Below are 20,900 nucleotides of genomic sequence, written 5' to 3' on the forward strand. Positions count from 1 at the left end.
AGGTCCGGGTCAGAGGAGATGAGGCTCGCCCGGGTCGAGGACGTCGGCGATCGGGCGGCGGGGCAGGGCCGGGGCGGCGGGCACGCGGCCGAGGCGCAGGACGAGCTGGGGGTACTCCCCCGCGCTGAGCGTCTGCAGGATCTCGGTGCGCAGTCGCGGGATCTCCAGCGGCTGGGTGTGGAAGGCCGCCATCACGTCCTCGGCCGCGGCCGTCAGCAGGACCCGCTGCAACGCCTGGCCCGCCCGCAGCCAGGCCCGCCGGTCGTCGCGGTCCGTGCTCAGCAGGGCCACCCGGCCGTTGCGGGCGCTCCAGCGCGTCGGCGGGGCGGGGAACATCCGGGCCACGCCCGAGTAGTCCCGCCCGGCCAGGAAGGTCGCGTCCGGGTGCTGCACGTCCGTGTCGACCGGGATGCCGTCGGCGCGCCGCTCGACGGACCGCCAGGTCCACGCGTTCTGGTCGGCCGCGTGCCGGGGGTCCGCGCGCTGGATGTCCTCGGCGGCACGGACCAGGTCGGCCAGTTCCCGCCGGCCCGCGCTCCGGTCGATCCAGTGCAGCGTGGCGCCCTCGCTCCGGGCGGCCTCGCGCAGCGCGTACGGCAGCATCCGGGGCAGCGGTTCCGGCAGGAAGGCGCCGCGGACGGTGTGCCGGCGGCGCAGCGCGCGGTACATCCGCCGCTCGTCCGGGGTGGGCAGGTCGTACGGTCCCCAGGTCACGCGGGCGAGGAAGTCCGGGTCGGCGCGGTGCGGCAGGTGCTCGACGACGGGCTTGAAGCCCAGGTGCCGCATGGCCAGCCGGACGTTGTAGAGGGCCGCGCCGCAGCCGATGACCATTTCCCGGCCGTCCGGATCGATGTGCGGGAGCCCGCGGGTGGGATCCGCGTGCAGTTCGACTCCCCTGTCGTGGTCCTCGGCGACGAACGTCCAGGGCTGGGTGTTGTACAAGGACGGCGCCGTGACGGCCGCGCGGACCAGGTGTCCGGACGCGTAACGCGGGAGTGTGCTGACGACGGGCATGAGAGGTGCGCCCCTTCTTGAGCTGTGTCCCCTCATCGTCGCCGTCGCCGGGGCGGCGGGCTTGGGCCGTCCGTCCCCTCTCACCCGGGCCGACGGACCCCGCCGATCATGGACGGGGGCCGGGTCTCAGAGCCAGCCCTGCCGGGACGCCTGGAGGCCGAGCTGGAACCGGGTCTGCGCGCCCAGCAGTTCCTGGAGCCGGCTGATGCGCCGGGCGATCGTGCGCTCGCTGACGCCCAGCTCCCTGGCGATCGCCTCGTCGGTGAGGCCCGCGCTCAGATACGTCAGCAGCTGCCGGGCCTCGCGGGTGACCGCGCCGTCGGCCCCGGTGGTGGAGGTGATCGGCACGGCCATGCGCCAGAACGCGTCGAAGAACCCCACCAAACCGGTGAGGAACGGGGAGTCGTGGACGACGACGGCACCGATGCTCGTCTTCCCCGGCACGGGGTTGCGGGCGGCCACGAGGGCCCAGCGGTCGTCGACGACGGTGATGTTCATGGGGACGTGGGCGAAGACCCTGGCCTCCTCCCCCGCGTCCACGCAACTCTGGACCATGCGCAGCGCGGCGGGGTCCCGCAGGACGTGCGCCCCGTAGATCACCTGGTAGCCGACGCCGCGGGCGAGGGCGTCGAAGAGGCCGTCGACTATCTTGTGCCCCTCCGTGGAGAGGTTGCCGAGGGTCATGGCCCGCACCTGGTGCTGGGCCTCGCGCTGCACGCTGTCGAGCACCCGGCGGCCGGCCTCGTGGGAGGGCAGCAGCTCGAAGTCGCCGCGCTGTCCGAAGCGGCGGGTCCACAGCTGGGAGAGCAGGTCGGCGCTGCTGCGCGCGAGCGCCGCCTCCCGTGAGCGGCGCTCGGCCAGGGCCTCCATCGCGAGCCGGGGCGGCACCGGTTCGACCATGTCGCCGTGGCGCTCGACGAGCCCGATGGACTCGAGCTCGCCGAGCACGGCGGCCGACTCGCCGGCCGTGAGCCGGAGGTGCGCGGCCAGGTCGCCGACCGCACGCTCCCCCGACTCGATGAGATCGAGATACGTCCGCTCCGCAGCCGCCGACAGGCCCAGAGCCCGCAGTGGCTTCATGCCCGAGTTTCTATCACCACCACCGCCGTACGGGAGTTGGGGTGTGATCGGGACCACTCGGCCGGCGCGGACGTTCTCGGTGAACAGCACGGTCAGGCGTCGGGCGCGACCAGGGTGGGCAGTTCCTGCTCGAAGCGGTCCGCGAAGACGGCCGACGGCAGGATGTGCCCCTGGTTGCGTGCGTCGCGGGCCACGCCGTAGCCCCACTGCACCGCGTGCAGCCGCTGGTTGGGGGTGCCGTGGTGGCTGGCGGCCGTGAAGGAGCAGTCGCCGAGCTGGAAGAAGACCTGCGAGAACTCCTGCACCCGCTTCCACCGCATGGACTCGCCGCGCGCGTGGGTGAGGAAGTACGAGCCGAAGGAGTCCGCCATCAGCTCCGTGCGCCTGCTGGCCTCGGGTCCGGTGAGCTCGCTGGTGAACAGGTCCTTCTGGTACTGCACGTGGTGGCCGTACTCGTGCGCCAGGATCGCCTGCGGCGCCACGTCGTCGAGGCCGACCGCCCGGAAGCCCTCCAGCACCCCGTCGCCCATCACGATCTCGGGCGGGATCGTGCCGAGGCCGGGCACGTCGAGGGTGTCGACGGCGAAGGCGTTGAAGGTGAACAGCGGGTGCAGACCGTGGTCGAACTTGTCCTGGTCGGCGAGCTGGGCGACGGCGTCGGCGAGTTGGGCCGAGGTGGTCTCGTCGAAGCCGAAGCCGACCCCGAAGACGCGGGAGAGCTCGGCGCGGTCGAGCAGGACGTCGGAGTGCATGGGCACCACGCGCACCCGGCTGCCGTCGATGTCCCAGAACTTGCGCAGGTCGCGGATGGTGTGGCCGACCTGGGTGCTGAACTCGCCGTCGGTGCCGAAGGCGTTGCCGTCGCCGTCGGGGAAGAGCACCGCGTCGAGCAGCACGATCTGCTGGAACAGGTTGGCGACGCCCGCGTCGCTCGCGGTCCAGTCGGCGGTGGTGGCCGCCGCCCAGTCACGGACGGGGGTGGACGTCGTGCACTGGTAGTCGGCCGGGTTTATCAGATCGGTCGAGAGCGTCGGGTCGGCGGACAGTCCGTCGTCCGCGCCGACCTGCTCCTGGAGGCTGTCCGCACGGGCCCGGCCGGCCGCGGGCATGGACTCCAGCTGCTCCACCAGCGCCTGGGCACGCGCCGGGGCGAGATCGCCGGAGGGGGTCGCATGCGCCTGGGCGGGCAGGGCGACGAGGCTGACGGCCAGGCTCACGGCGGTGGCTGCCGTCCGCCACACGGTGCGTCTCTTCATCGTTCTCCTCAAGATGCCGGGAGGGCAGGGCCCGTTCACTATCGAGGGCGGCACCGCCCGGAATCGAGCGTCCGGAGTGACGGAAAACGGCATGGCAGGAACACGACGCTCCGGTACGGACCAGAGGTCGCAGCGGCGCTACAGCCGCTACGAATCGCCGATAACAAAGAAGTGTTGTCATCGATACGAAGCCGTGTTATCGTCGATTACATGGAAACGAGAACGGCGGTAATCGAAGCGGCTGCCGAGCTGCTGGCGCAGTCACCGAGCGGGGACATATCCACCCGCGCGGTCTGCGAGGCGGCCGGCATCCAACAGCCGGTGCTGTACCGGCTGTTCGGCGACAAGGACGGCCTGCTCTCGGCGACCGTCGACCACGTCTGGGACCAGTACCTGGGCAGCAAACGGGCCGCCGAGAAGTCCGCCGATCCATTCCAGGACCTCAGGGCGGGCTGGGACAGCCACACGGCGTTCGCGCTGGCCCACCCCAACGCGTACAAGCTGATGTTCGCGCCGGCGCTGCGTTCGGTGCCGGAGGCCGCGGAGGAGGCGCTGCGCATCCTGCGCGACATCCTCGCCCGGCTCGCCGCACAGGGACGCCTGCGGGTGCCGACGGACGTGGCCGCGCGCATGGTCATGACCGCGAACACCGGCGTGGCGCTGGCCCTGATCACCCGCCCGACGCTGTATCCGGACGCGGGCCTGTCGGTCCTGGTCCGCGACGCGATCCACCGCACCATCCTGCTGGACACCGAGGGCGACACCGCGGCCCGCGACGCGCGGAAGGCGGCGGCGACCACACTGCTGTCCTCGCTGGACGAGCTGACACCCGAGCCGTTCACCCCCGCGGAGACCGGCCTGCTCGGCCAGTGGCTCCACCAGATCTCGGAATCCGGCTCCGCGCACTGACACCCGCGGCCCACCCCCACCTCCACCCAGCCCCCATACCGCCGATCCGCACCGCCGGTGCCGCCCCCCCCTCCCCAGGCCCCGGCGCAGGTCGAACACACCCGAAGACAGGCGATTTCCACCCATTCGTCCGTCGACTCACCGAAGGAAGAAGCATCATGACGAACACCACCGACACCACCGGCACCCGCGTCGCCCTCGTCACCGGCGGCTCCGGCGGCATCGGCCGCGCCGTCGTCGAGCGGCTGGCCCGCGACGGTGTCGCCGTCGGCGTCCACTACGCCGGCAACAAGGCCCGCGCCGACGAGACGGTCGCCGCCGTGCGGGAACTCGGCGGCCGGGCGGTCGCCGTCGGCGGCGACGTCGCCGACGAGCAGGCCATGTCCGCCGCGTTCGACACCGTGGAGCGCGAGTTCGGCGGCCTCGACGTGGTCGTCAACACGGCCGGGATCATGCTGCTCTCGCCGATCGCGACCCTCGACCTGGACGACCTGGACCGGATGCACCGCACCAACATCCGCGGCACGTTCGTGGTCTCCCAGCAGGCGGCCCGCCGGGTGCGCGCAGGCGGCGCGATCATCAACTTCTCCACCTCGGTGACCCGGCTCCAGTTCCCCACGTACGGCGCCTACGTGGCGAGCAAGGGCGCGGTCGAGGCCATGACCCTCGTCCTCGCCCGTGAACTGCGCGGCAAGGACATCACGGTGAACGCCGTGGCCCCCGGCCCGACCGCCACGCCGCTGTTCCTGGAGGGCAAGGAGCAGGCCGCCATCGACAACCTGGCCAAGGCCGCCCCGCTGGAGCGGCTCGGCACGCCCGCGGACATCGCCGAGACGGTCGCCTTCCTCGCCGGCCCGGCCCGCTGGGTCAACGGCCAGATCCTCTTCACCAACGGCGGCGTCGCCTGACCTGCCGCCCGGCACCCCCGTCCCTCCCCCGCCCCTCGCCCCACCTCCCCGTCGCCCCTCCCCCTCAGCCTCAGCCTCAGCCTCAGCCTCAGCCTCGCAAGGAGTACCAGCCATGAACAGCATCGTCGTGATCACCGGCGCCTCCAGCGGTTTCGGCGCCCTCACCGCCCGCGCCCTCGCCGACGCCGGTCACACCGTCTACGCCGGGATGCGCCGGACCACCACCCGCAACGCACCCCAGGTGGAGGCCGCAGCCGCGTACTCCCAGGAGCACGGGGTCGACCTGCGCGCCGTCGAACTGGACGTCAACGACCAGAATTCCGTGGACGCGGCGGTCGACCGCGTCATCGCCGAACAGGGGCGGATCGACGTACTGATCCACAACGCGGGCCACATGGTGACAGGACCGGCGGAGGCGTTCACGCCCGAGCAACTGGCCGAGCTGTACGACGTGAACGTCCTGTCCACGCAGCGCGTCAACCGGGCCGCCCTCCCCCATCTGCGCGCGGCGGGCCGGGGCCTGGTGATCTGGGTGTCCAGCTCCAGCGTCAAGGGCGGCACCCCGCCCTACCTCGCCCCGTACTTCGCGGCCAAGGCCGCCATGGACTCGCTCGCCGTCAGCTACGCCGCCGAACTGGCCCGCTGGGGCGTGGAGACCTCGATCGTGGTCCCCGGCTCCTTCACCAGCGGCACCAACCACTTCGCCCACTCCGGCCGCCCGGCCGACACGGCGACCGAGCAGGCGTACGGAACGCGGTACCCGGGGCTCATGGACCAGGTCGCGGAGAAGCTGGCCGCGCTGGCGCCCGAGGGCGCGGACGCCTCGCTGGTGTCCGACGAGATCGCCCGGATCGTCGCCCTGCCGGCGGGCGAGCGCCCGTACCGGGTGCACATCGACCCGGCGAACGACGGCTCCGAGGAGGTCTCGGACGTCGCCGACCGCATCCGGCGCGAGTTCCTGACCCGTGTCGACCTGGCCGACCTGCTCACGGCGCACCCCGTGGACGCCTGACCGACAGACGCACCCACCGTGGGGCGGCCGGAGACCTCCGCCGCCCCACGGGTGTGTCCGGGCCCCCGCGGCTCCCTCGTCCGGCTCCCGCCGTCAGTCGCGCACGACGCCGCTGATCGCCGAGTGGAGGTCGCCCTCCTCGGGGGTCAGCCGCGGCAGCGGCGTGGCGCTCGCGGGGTTGAGCGCGTCGAAGAGCAGGGCGAGGAACCGGGCCCGCATCGACGGGGTCGTGTCCGGCAGCGCGAGGCCGGCGACGCCCATGACGAGGAAGCGCGGGATGTCGTCGGCCGTGAGGTCGTCGCGGATCTCGCCGGCCTCCTGGGCGCGCAGCAGCAGCGGGTGCAGCGAGGCGCTGAACCGTTCGAGGGCGTCGACCGCGACGTCCGCGAAGTTGCCCGCGAAGGTGACGAGGCCGCGCTCCTCGGCGATCAGCTCCAGCATCCGCCCGGCGATCCCCTGGAGGGCCCGGCGGGGCCGGCGGGCGGCCTCCGCGTCGGCGATCAGCGGCAGCAGGTCGCGGTCGAGGATGTCGTCGAGCACGGCCCGCACGACGGCCTCCCGGTTGGGGAAGTGCCGGTAGAGCGTGGCGATGCCGACACCCGCCTCGGCGGCTATCCGCTCCAGCGACCCCTCGCCCGCGCCGAGCACGGTGCGTCCGGCCGCGACGATCCGCTCCACGCTGGAGCGGGCGTCGACCCTGCGGGGCGTGGGCCTGCGGGCCCCGGCTCTCGGCATCGGTGACTCCCTCCCGTTCCCCCGCAGGTTACCGGCCCTGCGGCCCCACCTCCCACCCTGGAGTGATAGCTCCCTATCACTTTGATAGTACCCTCTCGTTTTGTGGGTGCGCCGCTCGTCCGCGGCGCCCGTGAGAGGGGAGAAGTCTGTGTCCGTGCTGCTGTACCGGCTGGGGCGCTTCGCGTACGCCCGGCCGTGGTACGTGATCGCGGGCTGGCTGGCGGTGGTGTTCACCGTGGTGGGCCTGCTCGTGGTTCATCCCGCGAAGCTCAGCAACGAGGTGCGGATCGACGGCACCCCGGCGCAGGAGGTCATCGACGATCTGTCCAGGTCCCTGCCGGAGGCCTCCGGCGGTCAGGGTTTGCTCGTCCTCCGCGCGCCCGACGGCGCCCGGGTCGACGCGCCGGGCAGCCGCGACGCCCTGGCCGCCGCCGTCGACGCGGTCTACCGCCACGACCATGTGATCGACGCCCGCAAGGTGCTCGCGGCCGAGCTCGCCAAGGGCGAGGACAGCCCGCTGCCCGCTGCCCAGCAGGCGGTCGCACGGGCCGCAGGGCAGCCCGCCGGCAAGGTGCCCGTGCCGTTCCTCGTGAACGGGCGGCCGGTGCCCGGCGTCGTGGTCTCCGCCGACGGCGGCACCGCACTGATGCAGTTCCAGTTCGACGAGCAGACCTACGAACTGCCCGCCGGCACGATCGACGACACCGTCGAGGCCGCCCGGCACGAGGCCGGCCGCGGCCACCTGGACGTGCTGCCCTCGGCCGCGATGATGGAACTCCCCGAGATCGTGGGCGTCGGCGAGGTCGTCGGTGTCGTCGTCGCGGCCCTCGTCCTGCTGATCACCCTCGGCTCCGTCGTGGTCGCCGGGCTGCCCCTGGTCATCGCCCTGGTCGGCGTCACCGTGGGCGTCGGCGGCGCCTTCACCCTGTCCACCGTGTTCGAGATCCACTCGCTCACCGCCGTACTCGCGCTGATGCTGGGCCTCGCCGTCGGCATCGACTACGCGCTGTTCATCGTCAACCGGCAGCGACGGCTCGTCCTGGAGCGCGGGCTGAGCGCCCACGAGGCGGCGGCGCGGGCGATCGGCACCGCGGGCAGCGCGGTCTTCTTCGCCGGGAGCACCGTCATCATCGCGCTGGCCGGCCTGCTGGTCGTCGGCATCACACTGCTCAGCACCATGGCCGTCGCCGCCGCGGCCACCATCGCCATCGCGATCCTGCTCGCCCTGACCCTGCTGCCCGCCCTGCTCGGGCTGGTCGGCGAGCGGGTCTGCTCCGAGCGGGTGCGGCGCCGGACCCGGCAGCGCGCCGAGGTCTCCCGTGCGACGCGGGCCACCCGCTGGTCGTCCGGGCTGGTCCGGCACCGCAGTCCCGCGCTCCTCGCCGCGCTCCTCGTCCCGCTGGTGCTGGCCCTGCCCGCGCTGGACATGCGGATGGGCCTGCCGTCGGGCGCCAGTTACAACGAGGACACCGCGCAGCGGCAGAGCTACGAGGCGGTCAGCGAGAGCTTCGGCCCGGGGTACAACGGGCCGCTGATGGTCGTCGCCCGCTCGGCCCGCGGCGACACCCCGCTCACTCCGGACGCGCTCGCCGCGATCACCACCGGGCTGAGGCACACCGAGGGCGCCGCGGCGGTCTCCCTGGCCGGCATGAACGGCACCGGCAGCACGGCGATCCTGAGCCTCGTGCCGCGGGACGGACCGAACGACGACGGGACGAAGGACCTGGTGACCGCGGTGCGCCAGGAGAGCGCCACGATGAGCGCGCGGCACGGCGTGACCCTCGGCATCACCGGCTTCACCGCCCTCGCCATCGACGTGTCCGACCGGCTCGCCGACGTCCTGCCGCTCTACGTCGCCACGGTGCTCGGCCTCTCGCTGATCGTGCTGCTGCTGGTGTTCCGCTCCGTCGTCGTCCCGGTGATGGCGACGCTCGGCTTCCTGCTGAGCATCGCGGCGACCTTCGGAGCGACCACGGCGGTCTTCCAATGGGGCTGGCTCCAGCCGCTGTTCGGCCTCGACGCGACCGCGCCGGTGGTGAGCCTGCTGCCGATCATCGTCACCGGTGTGCTGTACGGGCTCGCCATGGACTACCAGATGTTCCTGGTGACCTCGATGCGGGAGGCCCGGATGCACGGCGGCGGCCCGGTCGGGTCGGTCGTCACCGGGTTCTCGCAGGCGAGTTCGGTGGTGGTCGCGGCGGCCACCATCATGGTGTCGGTCTTCGCCGGGTTCGTCTTCAACGCCCAGCCCATGATCAAGCAGGCCGGTTTCTCCCTGGCCGCGGGCATCCTGATCGACGCGTTCGTGATCCGTATGACCCTCGTCCCGGTCACGATGGCGCTCGCGGGTGACCGGGCGTGGTGGATCCCCCGGCGGCTGGACCGGGTGCTGCCGAACCTGGACGTCGAGGGCGACGAGCTGGCACGGCGGGTGCCGCTGCCGCTGCCCCCGGCGCCACTGCCGGACGCCGAGGCACGGCCGGCGGAGACTGCGCGCTGACGCACGGCCGTACGCGGGGCCGCCTTCTCGAAAGGCGCCCCGCGCACGGCCGCCGCGCGCACCGGTCGACGGGCCGGCCGGTCGACGCGCGGGCCGGTCAGCGGGCGGTCTGGAACGCCCGCCCGGCCGCGGTGGCCGTCGTACCGTTCGTGAACAGTCCGCTGCTCGGCCCGGACGGGTCGGCGCCGAGCCCGAACCAGGCGTAACGCTGGAGGTAGGGCAGGGCGTCGAGGGCCTTCGTCGACGCGGTGACGAAGGCCGCCTGCTGTGCGGGGGTGGGGAAGCGGGTGCCCCGGGAGAAGTCGATCAGGGCGTACTCGGTGAGCCAGATCGGCTTGTGGTAGCGCTGGTACACCTTCGACAGGTAACTCGTGAGCTGCTCCACCGCCTGCGGGGTGCGGAAGTCGCCGCCGTACCAGTGCAGCGTGACGAAGTCGACGCGGTAGCCCTTGGCCTCGGCGCCGGACATGAAGCGGTCGAGCCAGCCGCCCGCGACGTCTCCGCCGGTGGCGACCGCGGGGCTGCCGAGGATCTTCCCGGCCTTCATCAGCCGGGGCCACAGGTCGAGCGCCTGCTCCACCGACATGTCGGCCTGCTGGGCCATGTCGGGCTCGTTGAACCCGAGCAGGTACGGCCCGTACGAACTCGCCTGCGCCAGCGCCGAGTCGGTGACGTCGGAGGCGGCCCGGACCATCGGCACGAAGGAGGCGGAGGACGGGGTCGTGATTCCGCCGTGCTGGGTGGACCAGGTGTAGTACCAGCTCGCCCCGGACGCGGCGAGCGCCTGGTCCACCCCGCCGAAGGACCACACGCCGACGCCCTTGCGCTGGGAGGAGGCGACCCGCACGGGCGCCTGGGCGGCGGCGGTGCGCGTCGGCCGGGGCGTCGGGGAGGGCGTGGTCCGCTTCGGGGAAGGGCTGGGCGACACGGAGACCGGGGCCGAGGGCGACGGGGAGGACATCGACGGGGTGGGGCTCGGGGGCGTGACGATCACCGGGCCGGGCGGGGCGCTCTCGGCGGCGGGGGCGGCGGGGCTCACCGTCAGCCGGGCCGCGACCAGGGCCGCCACCACGACGGCCGCGGCCACCGAGCCGCCGACGACCGGCTTCGGTATCACCCGGCGGCCAGCCGAGCGTCCGGCGCCCCCGCGCCCCGGACCCCGCGCATGACGTCCGTGCGCCCCCTTCGCCGTCCCCTCCGTGCCGTGTCCTGCGGACGCCGCGGCGTCGCGGGTGACGGCCGGGACGACCAGGGACGGGTCGAGGCCGGGCGGCAGGGCCAGCAGCGGCAGCCCGCTCAACAGCCGCTCCATGGGGAGGAGTCCGTGCTCCTGCCCGGTGCACACCGGGCACTCCCGCAGATGGCGGGCGAACCGCTTGCGCCACAGCGGGCCCGGAACACCGTCCCAGGGAACGGCGAGTTCGTCGAGCCCGGCGCAGCGCGGGACGGCCGTGAGCCCGCGCACCACGAGCCGGGACACCTCCATCTGCTTCTTCATGCGCTGCACCCGCACGGCGGCGTGGCGGTCCGACAGGCCGAGGGCGGAGGCGAGTTCGGCGCGGTCCAGCTCACCGGTCTCCTCCAGCCACCACAGCGACAGCAGTTCCTGGTCGTCCCCGTCGAGCCAGCGGGTGGCCTCGGCGACCTCGCGGCGCTGCTCGGTGAGGCCGAGCCGCAGGATGGTCAGGCCCGCGAAGTCGAGCGACGGGTCCGGCACGGCCTCCGCGTCCTCCAGGTGCGCGCTGCGGTCGCGGGCGGCGGCCCGCAGCCGTTCACGGTCCCGCACCTGCCGGATCGTGATGGCCACCAGCCAGGACCGGAACACGGAGGCGTCCCGCAGCCCCGGCAGCCCTCGCACCATGCGCAACAGCGTCTCCTGTACGACGTCGTCCACGTCGGCGTGACCGTTCAGGGCCCGGCCGACGATGTTGTAGACCAGCGGCAGGCACTGGGTCACCAGGTCGTCCAGGGCCTGGCGGTCGCCGGCGCGGGCGGCGGTCACCACCCCGGTGCCGGGTCCACTCCGGTGGGTCTTGGGCATGTACGTCCGTTCCTCCGCGTTCCGGTCCCACTGCGGCGCCCCGTGCCGGCCCGTGGTCCGGGCCCGGGGGCGCTCCCTGTTACGGAGACGGCCGGCGCGCGCGGCGACAACACAAAACCGCCGGGCCGGCTGTGGATTTGTGTTGTCGTGCCGCCCTCGACGCGGTCACCGGTGTGTGCGGGCACATCCGCAGCGAACGAGGAAGGCACAAGAATGGCACGACGAAGTCGGCACGGCGCGAGGGCCCCGCGCCGCTCCTGGTGGTACGCGGGGGCCGCCGCCCTCGGAACGGTGGTCGCCGTCCTGGTCGCCTACGGCCTGTGGTCCCCGGCCGGTCCGGACGGGGACGGCGCGGCACGGCGGGAGGCGGCGGCCCAGCCCCGGTCGACGCCGGACTCCCCTGCGGCGAGGGCGAGTTCGAGCCCGTCGCCCGGCGCCTCGCCGAGCGGCGGCGCGTCCGCGTCCGCCACGGCAACGGCTTCGCCCTCGGGCTCCGGCTCCGCGACGGCGAGCCCGTCGGCCGGCACCGGCGGGAGGAAGTCGGCGGGCACGGCGGGCACGGCGGGCACCGACGCACGGCAGCCGTCGGCGGCTCCCCCGGGCAAACGGCTGATCACGGTCGTCAACCGCACCTCGCGCACGGTCTGGGCGGTGGTCACCAACACCCCCGTCTATCCGCGGGGCAGCAGGCTCGCGCCGGGCGGGAGCATGTCGGTGACCGTGGCGAACAACTGGGGCGGGCGCATCTGGGGGCGTACCGGCTGCACGGGCACGGCGGCCGGGTACTGCGCGTCCGGCGACTGCACCAGTGTCTGCACCGGCCCCAACCCGCCCACCACGCTGGGCGAGTTCACCTTCGACGCGTACGCCGGTCTGGACTTCTACGACGTGAGCATGGTCGACGGCTCCAACCTGCCCATGTACATCAACATCTCCCACACCACGACGAAGGACCCGGTGAGCCCGTCGGGCTGCTACCGGGGCGCGTGCACGAGCGAGGTCGACTGCCCGGCCGCCATGCGGGCGACGGCGGGCGGCGAGGTCATCGGCTGCAAGCCGCCGTGCGCGGCGTTCGGCGGTGACACCTACTGCTGCCGGGGCGCCTGGGCGGGCCGGGAGAACTGCGTCCCCTCCCACTGGCCGGTCGACTACACCCGGGTCTTCAAGAAGGCGGCGCCGTACGCCTATTCGTACGCCTTCGACGACGCGGCGACGATGCCGTGCAAGGGGGCCTGCGACTACCGGGTGACGTTCGGCACCACCTCGTAGGCCGGATCGGGGCGGGCACCCCGAGGATGTCCTGAGGATGTCCATCCACATCGTGCGCCGAGTATTGACCACGTAATACATCCGATGTTCACTGCAAGTGACGCGGCCATGCCCACGTCGACGCTTTCCCTGCAGCCGTACCTCCCCCGTGCCGCCGGTGCTTCGAGAGAGGACTGGGTTGTGCGTCTTGTTCGTCATGTTCGGCTTGCCCGATCCCTCCGCCGCTCTCGGTACCCGGCTTCCGCACACCCCCGCGGAAGCACGGAGGGACAGCGGCCGCACAGAAAGTCATCCGATCAATCGGGGCCGGAATCCACCGGCCCCGATTCCACGCTGCTCTCCGGTGCCGGCTGTCGCCGGCAGGGAGGAGGTTCGATGAGATTAAGCAGGTTCCTACCGGCTGTGCTTGCCGCCGTCTGCATCGCGACCGGACTGGCCTCGGGGCCGGCCGGCGCGGCGCCCCCGGCCGCGGCCGCGTCGCCGACGGACGCCGCCTTCGATTCCGCCGCCGGCGCGCTCAACGTCGACCGCGCCGCCTATCTGTCCAAGCACGACATCGTCTACAACCGCCCCAACACCGAGCCGTTGCACGGACTGACCGTCGGCAACGGCAGGATGGGGGCGATGGCCTGGCAGAACAACGGCCTGAGCATGCAGGTCTCCGGGGTGGACACCTCGCAGCAGACGGCGTTCGGCGCGGGTCTGCTCAACCTCTCCACCACCCCGGCCCTGGAGAGCGGCTACAGCACCTTCCAGCAGCGGCTCTCGCTGTACGACGGCACGCTGACCACCAAGTACGACAACAACCGCACCGTGACCGTGATGGGGCAGCCCAACTCCGAGGTCATGGGCGTGCACGTCGACGACTCCCGCAGCGGGGTGTCGGCGGTCACGCTGGACCTGAGCCTGTGGGACGTCTCGCAGCTGGGCAACAGCGGTGACGTGCCCGACCTGAACACCTGGAAGACGGTGTCGACGTTCGCCGACTCCACGGGCGCCGGATTCAGCCGCGGCCAGGCCGACCCGCAGAACTTCGGGTACACGCTGGCGGCGACGGTGGAGGGCGCGGCGTACACCGCGCGGGTCGTCGACGGCCGTACGGTCCGACTGACCATCACCCCGTCGAGCAGCTACACCATCTGGTTCACGTCGAGCAGCAGGCTCAACGCGCCCTCGCACGACTCGGTGGCCCAGGCCAAGCGCGCCCTGTCGTCGGTCAAGAGCCGCGGCTACAGCGCCACCCTGAACGACTACCGCAACTGGTGGCACGGCTTCTGGGACAAGTCGTTCGTTCAGTACTCGGGGCTGAACGGGGACGCCGACTACCTGGAGAACGTCTACTACCTGAGCACGTACATGATCGCGGCGGGCGGATACGGGACCAATCCGTTCCACTTCATCAACGGCGTGTTCCGGGCGACCCGTGACCAGACCAAGTGGAGCAACGCCTACTGGTACTGGAACCAGCGAGACGTGTACAACTCGTTCCTCGCCTCCAACCACGCCGACCTCATGGCCGGCTTCAACCGGCTCTACAGCCGCAACTCCGCGGCGCTGAAGTCGTACACGAACACCCGGTACGGCGTCGACGGGCTGTGGGTGCCGGAGACCATGGGCTGGGACGGCAACGCGCGCGGCACGATCAACAGCGACTTCACCAAGAATGTCTGGTCGACGGGCGCCGAGGCCGCGTACAACATGTACCTCCAGTACGCGTACACCAACGACACCACGTATCTGCGCGACACCGTCTACCCGTTCATGCGGGACGTGGTGAAGTTCTACGCGGCGAAGCTGTCGCGCGACTCCGCGGGCAAGTACTACGTGGCCAGTTCGAACGCGCACGAGACGTACTGGAACGTGCCGAACGCCATCACCGACCTGGCGGCGGTGCGCAATGTCTTCCCGCTGGCGATCCGGGTGTCGCAGACCCTCGGCCTCGACGCGGGGCTGCGGCCCCAGTGGCAGCAGATCCTGGACAACCTGATCGCCTATCCGTCGACCGCGGACGCCTATCTGCCGCACACCCCGCCGCTCGCGCAGACCCGCAACGGCGAGAACGTCGCGGCCGAGCTGATCTGGCCCTACGACCGCACCGGCATCGGCTTCCCCGACCAGCAGAAGGCGATCAACACCTGGAACACCCGGCCCTTCCCGTACGACAACGTGTGGGCCAACGACGCCGTGCAGGCCGCCCGGCTGGGCCTGGGCGACCAGGCGTACCAGGGCATGAAGACCATGCTGCGGAAGTACCAGACGTACCCCAACGGCATGACGGACAACACCAACGGCGTCTTCGAGTACCTCGGCGTGCACCTGGCCGCGCTCAACGAGACGCTGCTCCAGTCCTACAACGACAAGATCCGGGTCTTCCCGGCGGTGCCGGGCGACTCCTCGTTCGTGGGCAAGTTCAGCCTCCAGGCCAAGGGCGGCTTCACGGTCAGCTCCGAGCGCGAGGCCGGCGAGATCAAGTACGTCGGCATCAAGAGCCAGTTCGGCAACTCGACGCGGGTCGTGAACCCGTGGGGCACCCAGCAGCTCAGGGTGCGCCGGGTGTCCGACGGCGCGACCGTGCTGACCACGACCGCCGCCGAGTTCGACCTGGCGACGACGGCCGGCACGGTGTACGTCGTGGAGCGCACCGCCAAGCCGCTGTCCTCGTACACCTCGGTGCGGCTGGGCGGCACCGCCAACCAGGACGTGAAGGCCCTGAGCGGCACCAGTTCCACCCTGGGGCTGAGCCGTACCCCCAACCCCATGGTGAACAACAGCCAGTTGACGTACGACAGCAACTGGCACTCCACCAGCGCGCGCGGTTACGGCGACTACAACGACGACACGCACCACAGCACCACGGTCGACGCGGTGGCGCAGTACACGTTCACCGGCACCGGCGTCGCCTACATCACCGAGCGCAACGGGGACATGGGGCCGGTCGACGTGTATCTGGACGGGGCCTTCCAGGCGACGGTGGACCTGCGGGTGACCGGCGCACGGCAGGTCCAGCAGACCGTGTGGCAACGCACGGGCCTGTCCCGGGGCACGCACACCATCAGGATCGTCAACCGGAGCACCTCGGTCGGAATGGTGGACGCGTTGCGGATCACTCCGTAGTTCCCCGACCGGGAGCCGTACGACCGCGGCGGGAGCCGTCCGCCGCGGTCGTACGAGGGCCGAACGGCCCGGATCGGCTCCCTGACCGGCCCTGGCGGCGCGGGTCCCCGACTGGCGATGATCCAGGTCGATCGTGGACGGCCTCCGCGCCCCTGGGGACCGTCCACGGCACGGCCGGTGCGCGGGGCGGAACGGGGAAAGGACACCAGGAGTGATCGTTGTAGTGGGGCATCCCGATCTCACGGCGCGGACCCTCGCGCTCCTGGAGGACGAACTCCGTTCCCGGCTGGCCGAGTTCGCACGGGCGGGCCGGATCGGCCTGGTGCGCGCCGGAAAGGGGCTGCCCGTCGTCTTCGGGCGGGCGGCCCGCAGGGCGGGGCTGGCGCTGGTGACGGTGCTGCCGTCGCGCGGTGGCGTCCCCGCGGGGCTCGGCGAGGGCGACCGGAGGGCGGCGGGCGAACTCCTGCTGCTCTCCGAGCAGGTACGGCTGGTGGAGTTCGACCCCGGTGACCGCGGTGCCTGTGTGACCGCGGACGAACGGCTGCTCGCGGACTGCACCCGCGTCCTGGCCGTCTGGGACGGCTCCCCGACCACCGGCCGCGACGCCACGGCCCACCTGGTGGCCTTCGCCCGCAGCCACGGAGTCCCGGTGGACATCCTCTGGCCCCGAGAAGCCACCCGAGCCTGACCCCGGCTTGTCAGAAGCGCCCCGATCAGAAGCGCCCCAAAGGGGCGCGGGGAACTGCGCGCTCAACCCCCAGGCACCCGCAGACGACAAACGACGGACGGCAACGTCACGACAGCCGGCGGAACACTCGGCGTGGGCGGCGGACAGGGCTGCGGCGGGACGCCCGGCCGTGGGCGACCGCGAGGGTGAGGAAGAGACCCACCACGGCCACGGGAGCGACCGCGGTGGCCAGCCAGTCCGCCCCGTCCTCGGGCCCCGCCATCACCTCGAAGACCGAGACGACCACCGCCGTCCCCAGCCCCGCTCCGAGCAGCACCGCCACGACCGTACGGGCCCGGCCCCCGCCGACCGGCGCCCGCACCTGACGCAACTCGGCCCACTGCCGCGCGGTCTCCCGCGCCTCACGCCGCCGCTGAACCGCCGCGCCGGTGAGCAGTCCCACCGCGAGCACCACACCGAGGCCGGCCACCGCCCCGGGCGCCCACCACGACTCCGTGCAGAGCAGCAGCACGGCGACGAACGGCACCGTGGCCCAGCCGCTCAGACAGGCCGCGGCCCGCGTCCGGCGGGAGACCGGCCGGTCGGCCCCGGCGCGCAGGTCGGCGAGGGCGGGCAGATACCAGACGCACCCGGCCACGGCGACCGCCGCGGCGCCCAGGGCGAGGACCGTGTGTTCCATGGCCTAGTCCGCCGCCACCGCGGGCTCGGCGATCTCGGGGTGGTGCAGGTCGAACGCCGGGGACTCGCTGCGGATCCGCGGCAGGGTACGGAAGTTGTGCCGGGGCGGCGGGCAGGACGTCGCCCACTCCAGGGAACGGCCGTACCCCCAGGGGTCGTCGGTGTCGACCCGCTCGCCGTACTTGGCGGTCTTCCAGACGTTGTAGAAGAACGGCAGGATCGACAGTCCGAGCAGGAACGCCCCGATCGTGGACAGGGTGTTGAGCGCGGTGAAGCCGTCGGTGGCGAGATAGTCGGCGTACCGCCGGGGCATGCCCTCGACGCCGAGCCAGTGCTGCACGAGGAACGTCAGCTCGAAGCCGATCGTGAGCGTCCAGAAGGTGATCTTCCCGAGCCGTTCGTCGAGCATCTTGCCGGTGAACTTGGGCCACCAGAAGTGGAATCCGGCGAACATGGCGTACACCACCGTGCCGAACACGGTGTAGTGGAAGTGTGCGACGACGAAGTACGAGTCGGACACGTGGAAGTCCATCGGCGGGGAGGCGAGGATCACGCCGGTGAGTCCGCCGAAGACGAAGGTGATGAGGAAGCCGGTGGTCCACAGCATCGGTGTCTCGAAGGACAGCGATCCCTTCCACATCGTGCCGATCCAGTTGAAGAACTTCACCCCGGTCGGCACCGCGATGAGGAACGTCATGAAGGAGAAGAACGGCAGCAGGACCCCGCCGGTGACGTACATGTGGTGCGCCCACACCGTCACGGAGAGGCCGGCGATGGCGATGGTGGCGGCGATCAGGCCCATGTAGCCGAACATCGGCTTCCGGGAGAACACCGGGATCACCTCGGAGACGATGCCGAAGAACGGCAGCGCCAGGATGTACACCTCGGGATGGCCGAAGAACCAGAACAGGTGCTGCCACAGCAGCGCCCCGCCGTTGGCGGCGTCGAAGACATGGGCACCGAACTTGCGGTCCAGCTCCAGGGCGAACAGCGCTGCGGCCAGCACCGGGAAGACGATCAGGACCAGCAGTGAGGTCAGCAGCACGTTCCATACGAAGATCGGCATGCGGAACATGGTCATGCCGGGCGCGCGCATGCAGACGATGGTCGTGATGAAGTTGACCGCGCCCAGGATGGAGCCGAACCCGGACAGGGCGACGCCCATGATCCACAGGTCGGCGCCGAGGCCGGGCGAGTGCACGGCGTCGGACAGCGGCGCGTAGAGGAACCACCCGAAGTCGGCGGCCCCGCCGGGGGTGAGGAAGCCGAACGCGGCGATGGAGGAGCCGAACAGGAACAGCCAGTAGGCCAGCATGTTCAGCCGCGGGAAGGCCACGTCCGGCGCGCCTATCTGGAGCGGCATGATCCAGTTGGCGAAGCCGGTGAAGAGCGGCATCGCGAACATCAGCAGCATGATCGAACCATGCATGGTGAACGCCTGGTTGAACTGCTCGTTCGACATGATCTGGAGCCCGGGGCGGGCCAGTTCGGCGCGCATCAGCAACGCCATCACACCGCCCACGATGAAGAACACGAAGGCACTGACCAGGTACATCGTCCCGATCTTCTTGTGGTCGGTGGTGGTCAGCCAGGCCACCCAGGACGCCCTGGGCGCCGCCCCCTCCGCGGGTCTCACCGGTCCGGCCGGCTCCGTCGCGGCCGAGCGGTCGCCCACCGGCCGCGCGGCCTCGATCTGTTGTTCCTGCGCCTCGTCCACCGGACGGCGTTCCTTCCCTCTGTTCACGTGGGAGACGGCCGGAAGGCGCCGTGGAAGCGGGATGGATACCAGGGTCCTCCCGGCCGTCGCCACATGATCGTCGGTGGGGCACGGGGTGCCGATAGGGCCGAACAGCCCCCGCGGGGGCCCCGGTCGGCAGGGTCCGACCGGCCCAGCGGACGCCCGGCGGCGGGGGGCGCGGGCGTGCGGGAGGGGCGTTCACCGGTACGGCGTCCCGGGACCGGAGGTCCCTCACTCCCGGAGGTCCCTCACTCCTGGAGGTCCCTCGTCCCGGCCTCTCCCGGTCCCGTCCCCTCAGTCCCGTCCCCTCGGGGTGCGTCCGGGGGCCTGGATGCCGTAGTGGGCGATCTTGCGGTAGATCGTGGCCCGGCTCATGCCGAGGCGTGCCGCGGCGCGGGCCGTCGTCGTGCCGGGCTCGGTGAGGCACCGTACGATCTCGTCGCGTTCGACCTGCTCGATGCGGGTGAGCCGGCGGCTGCCGTCCGTGAAGACCTCCGCCGGCAGGTGCTGGACGTCGATGGTGTCGGTGCGCGAGGCGGCGTCGCGCACCACGCGTTCCAGCTGGCGGGCGTTCTGCGGCCAGGAGTGGTCCGACAGGGCCCGCGCGGCGGCCGGTGTGAAGGGGATGGGCCGGCCCCGGTGGCGGCGCGCGAACAGGTCGGCGAGCGGCAGGATGTCGTCGGGGCGCCGGCGCAGCGCCGGGACCTCGACGACGGAGTCGACATGGGCGCGCAGCGCCTCGGGGATCGCGTCGTAGCGCTCGGCGGTGACGACGTACGGCTGGAGCGGTGCCGGTGCCCAGGCGGTGACGGGGCGGCGCGCGGCCCCGAGGACGTCGGCGAGCCGTCCGGCCACCCACGCGGACAGGGCGTCCACGGCCTCCAGGACCACACAGGTGTCGTCCTTGGCCAGCTCGGGGCTCCACAGGCCGAGCCAGGCCTCGACGTCGGTGTCTCCCGGCGGGCGGGCGCCGAGCAGCCGTACCCGGGGCCGGGCCGCGCGCCGGGCGAGGCAGGCGAGGGCGGTCTTGCCCGCGCCGGGCTCGCCGACGACGGCCAGGACGTCGCCCCGGGCCATGGCCAGCCGGGCCCGCTCGACGGCCTGCGTCCAGCGCGCGGACAGCGGCCTGGGGAGTTCCTGCTCGGCGAGGCTGCCGGGCTGGACGCGGAACACCTCTCCCCTGGGCACGGAGGGTGACATCCGGCTGCCGTGGCCCCGGGCCAGCATCAGCGCGCCGGTGTTGCCGGCTGCGGCCTGCGCGAGGGCCAGCAGCAGCGCCGAGGAGGCGTCGGACCAGGTGGTGAGGTTGACGCTGCCGACGAGGTCGCTGGTGCACGGGTCCAGGACGGGCACGGCGGCACAGGTGAATCCGCGCAGGTCGGAGCAGTAGTGTTCATCGGCGCGTACGAGGGTCGGGGCGCGGTCGGCAAGGGCGAGACCGAGGCCGTTGGTGCCCACGTTCCGCTCGGCGAAGGAGAACCCGGGGGCCAGGTGGACCCGGTCGAGGGCGCGGTCCACGGAGGGGTCGTCGGACATCCGGCACAGCACCAGTCCGTCACTGCCCGTGATCATCATGCTGACGGGTTCGTTGGCGAGGGTCGCGCGCAGGCCCTGGAGGACCTCGCGGCCGCACTCGTAGAACAGCGACTCGCGGTCCACGGCGCCGGTGAAGACCGGTTCGACGTGGTCGGGGGCGACGCCGTAGCCGCGGCTGCGCTGCCAGGAGGCGCGCAGGCGCGGCGCGAAGGCGGTGAGGGCGCCGTCGCCCGGGAGGCCGGCGCCGTCGAGGTGTGGCGGGTTGTGCACGTTGTCCACCGTGACCTCCAGGGGACGCGTCGTCGCGCCGGCCAGGTCAGCGTAAGTCGGGCCGGGCCGGGTGCCACAGGGCCCGGTGTCTCAAAGTGAGACACCCGGTGACTCGCCGGGAGCGCGCCCGCTGCCTACCGTCCGAGTGCAGA

At 72.1% G+C, this 20,900-nt stretch carries 16 protein-coding genes; 7 read left to right on the forward strand and 9 right to left on the reverse strand.

The features are described from left to right. Positions 1-9 precede the first annotated feature (9 nt). The 3 genes from AB0F77_RS04460 to AB0F77_RS04470 all read right to left on the reverse strand — a co-directional run bounded on the left by AB0F77_RS04460 (position 10) and on the right by AB0F77_RS04470 (position 3,350). On the reverse strand, positions 10-1,014 hold the full coding sequence (locus AB0F77_RS04460; protein ID WP_361941247.1) for a hypothetical protein: 1,005 nt from the start codon (positions 1,012-1,014) through the stop codon (positions 10-12). A 126-nt stretch (positions 1,015-1,140) separates the two neighbouring features. Next, on the reverse strand, positions 1,141-2,094 hold the full coding sequence (locus AB0F77_RS04465) for a helix-turn-helix transcriptional regulator (protein ID WP_361941250.1): 954 nt from the start codon (positions 2,092-2,094) through the stop codon (positions 1,141-1,143). Between the two features lie 92 nt (positions 2,095-2,186). Continuing rightward, positions 2,187-3,350: a hypothetical protein gene (locus AB0F77_RS04470; RefSeq protein ID WP_361941253.1), complete on the reverse strand. Its 1,164-nt coding sequence runs from the start codon at positions 3,348-3,350 to the stop codon at positions 2,187-2,189. A gap of 210 nt (positions 3,351-3,560) precedes the next feature. Between AB0F77_RS04470 and AB0F77_RS04475 the strand changes: the two genes are divergently transcribed. From AB0F77_RS04475 to AB0F77_RS04485, 3 genes are all read left to right on the forward strand, one after another. Next, entirely contained in the window at positions 3,561-4,259 is a 699-nt protein-coding gene (locus tag AB0F77_RS04475; RefSeq protein WP_361941256.1) for a TetR/AcrR family transcriptional regulator, read from the forward strand. 158 nt (positions 4,260-4,417) lie between these two features. After that, positions 4,418-5,167, forward strand: a complete 750-nt coding sequence (locus tag AB0F77_RS04480) for an SDR family oxidoreductase (RefSeq protein WP_361941259.1) — start codon at positions 4,418-4,420, stop codon at positions 5,165-5,167. Between the two features lie 112 nt (positions 5,168-5,279). Beyond that, on the forward strand, positions 5,280-6,179 hold the full coding sequence (locus AB0F77_RS04485) for an SDR family oxidoreductase (protein WP_361941262.1): 900 nt from the start codon (positions 5,280-5,282) through the stop codon (positions 6,177-6,179). Between the two features lie 93 nt (positions 6,180-6,272). Here AB0F77_RS04485 and AB0F77_RS04490 read toward each other — a convergent pair whose 3' ends face one another. Then, positions 6,273-6,914 carry a helix-turn-helix domain-containing protein gene (locus AB0F77_RS04490; RefSeq protein WP_361941265.1) on the reverse strand — a complete coding sequence of 214 codons (642 nt, stop codon included), beginning with the start codon at positions 6,912-6,914 and terminating at the stop codon, positions 6,273-6,275. Between the two features lie 148 nt (positions 6,915-7,062). Between AB0F77_RS04490 and AB0F77_RS04495 the strand changes: the two genes are divergently transcribed. Then, the gene (locus AB0F77_RS04495; RefSeq protein ID WP_361941268.1) at positions 7,063-9,414 is read left to right on the forward strand and encodes an MMPL family transporter; all 2,352 of its coding nucleotides are present in this window, start codon (positions 7,063-7,065) and stop codon (positions 9,412-9,414) included. Positions 9,415-9,511: 97 nt separating this feature from the next. Here the strand turns inward: AB0F77_RS04495 and AB0F77_RS04500 are convergent, their stop codons facing one another. Then, a complete protein-coding gene (locus AB0F77_RS04500; RefSeq protein WP_361941271.1) occupies positions 9,512-11,455 on the reverse strand; it encodes a sigma-70 family RNA polymerase sigma factor in 1,944 nt (647 codons plus the stop codon). 311 nt (positions 11,456-11,766) lie between these two features. Then, positions 11,767-12,114, reverse strand: a complete 348-nt coding sequence (locus AB0F77_RS04505; RefSeq protein WP_361941274.1) for a hypothetical protein — start codon at positions 12,112-12,114, stop codon at positions 11,767-11,769. Here AB0F77_RS04505 and AB0F77_RS04510 point away from each other — a divergent pair. The 3 genes from AB0F77_RS04510 to AB0F77_RS04520 all read left to right on the forward strand — a co-directional run bounded on the left by AB0F77_RS04510 (position 12,107) and on the right by AB0F77_RS04520 (position 16,526). Beyond that, the gene (locus AB0F77_RS04510) at positions 12,107-12,724 is read left to right on the forward strand and encodes a thaumatin family protein (protein WP_361941277.1); all 618 of its coding nucleotides are present in this window, start codon (positions 12,107-12,109) and stop codon (positions 12,722-12,724) included. The two genes, AB0F77_RS04505 and AB0F77_RS04510, sit on opposite strands and share 8 nt — an antisense overlap. A gap of 375 nt (positions 12,725-13,099) precedes the next feature. After that, positions 13,100-15,838 (forward strand): glycoside hydrolase family 95-like protein, encoded by a 2,739-nt coding sequence (locus tag AB0F77_RS04515; protein WP_361941280.1) that lies wholly within the window; start codon positions 13,100-13,102, stop codon positions 15,836-15,838. Between the two features lie 211 nt (positions 15,839-16,049). Beyond that, positions 16,050-16,526, forward strand: coding sequence for a hypothetical protein (locus AB0F77_RS04520; RefSeq protein WP_361941284.1), 477 nt, complete (start codon positions 16,050-16,052; stop codon positions 16,524-16,526). Between the two features lie 106 nt (positions 16,527-16,632). Here the strand turns inward: AB0F77_RS04520 and AB0F77_RS04525 are convergent, their stop codons facing one another. The 3 genes from AB0F77_RS04525 to AB0F77_RS04535 form a co-directional block, all read right to left on the reverse strand. Further along, entirely contained in the window at positions 16,633-17,205 is a 573-nt protein-coding gene (locus AB0F77_RS04525) for a hypothetical protein (RefSeq protein ID WP_361941287.1), read from the reverse strand. A gap of 3 nt (positions 17,206-17,208) precedes the next feature. Then, the gene (gene ctaD / locus AB0F77_RS04530; protein ID WP_361941502.1) at positions 17,209-18,840 is read right to left on the reverse strand and encodes a cytochrome c oxidase subunit I; all 1,632 of its coding nucleotides are present in this window, start codon (positions 18,838-18,840) and stop codon (positions 17,209-17,211) included. Positions 18,841-19,236: 396 nt separating this feature from the next. Beyond that, positions 19,237-20,757 (reverse strand): helix-turn-helix domain-containing protein, encoded by a 1,521-nt coding sequence (locus AB0F77_RS04535; protein WP_361941290.1) that lies wholly within the window; start codon positions 20,755-20,757, stop codon positions 19,237-19,239. Positions 20,758-20,900 lie beyond the last annotated feature (143 nt).

It is taken from the genome of Streptomyces sp. NPDC026672 (assembly GCF_040638185.1).
In the GTDB taxonomy this organism is placed as follows: domain Bacteria; phylum Actinomycetota; class Actinomycetes; order Streptomycetales; family Streptomycetaceae; genus Streptomyces.